The sequence below is a fragment of the Rhodococcus sp. P14 genome (assembly GCF_000256505.1).
In the GTDB taxonomy this organism is placed as follows: domain Bacteria; phylum Actinomycetota; class Actinomycetes; order Mycobacteriales; family Mycobacteriaceae; genus Rhodococcus; species Rhodococcus ruber.
This window is the reverse complement of record NZ_AJFC01000374.1, coordinates 1-549: the sequence shown is the minus strand read 5'-3', so window position 1 is coordinate 549 and position 549 is coordinate 1. Positions and strand designations below refer to the sequence as shown.

At 71.8% G+C, this 549-nt stretch carries 1 pseudogene; it reads right to left on the bottom strand.

Annotated features, from left to right (window positions below):
• Positions 1-521: pseudogene (locus tag OEY_RS29265) on the bottom strand (hypothetical protein); the annotation flags it as partial.
• Positions 522-549: the final 28 nt, after the last annotated feature.

The window sequence follows — 549 nt, the reverse complement described above, 5'->3', positions numbered from 1 at the left end:
TCGCCGGTGCGGGCCTGCCAGTACGCCTCGGCGGCGCGGTGCCCGAGTTCGCCCCAGCGTTTCGGATCGGCCAGGATCGCCCGGCACACCAGGAACATCTCGTCGGTGAGCGAGTCCCGATCGGCCATCAGATCGGCCAGGGCGACCTGGGCCTTGACCTTGAAATGCCCATCCGCCCACGACAGGAACTGCGCGGCGGTGTTGACCTGCGGGTTCGCGGCGGCATCGGCGTCGGCGTCCGGCTCGGCCAGGGTCTCGAGCAACCGGCGCTCGACCTCGGCCAGCGGATCGATCCGCGGCCGCGGCTGCCGAGCCTGCTCGACCTGCGGTTCCTCGCTCCGGGACCCCTCGGCAGCGGCCGGGGCCTGCGGTGTCGGCTCGGCCGGTGCCGCGGCCGGGAGGAACATCGGCCCCGCGGGACGGTCGGTGAACTGCGCCAGCGGCAGGTTGCCGGCCAGAATCGCCGCGATCAGATCATGGGCCTGACCTTTGGTGATGCCCTCGTCGAGCACGAACGGCACGTTCGTCTCCGCTGCCAGACGCTCAAGG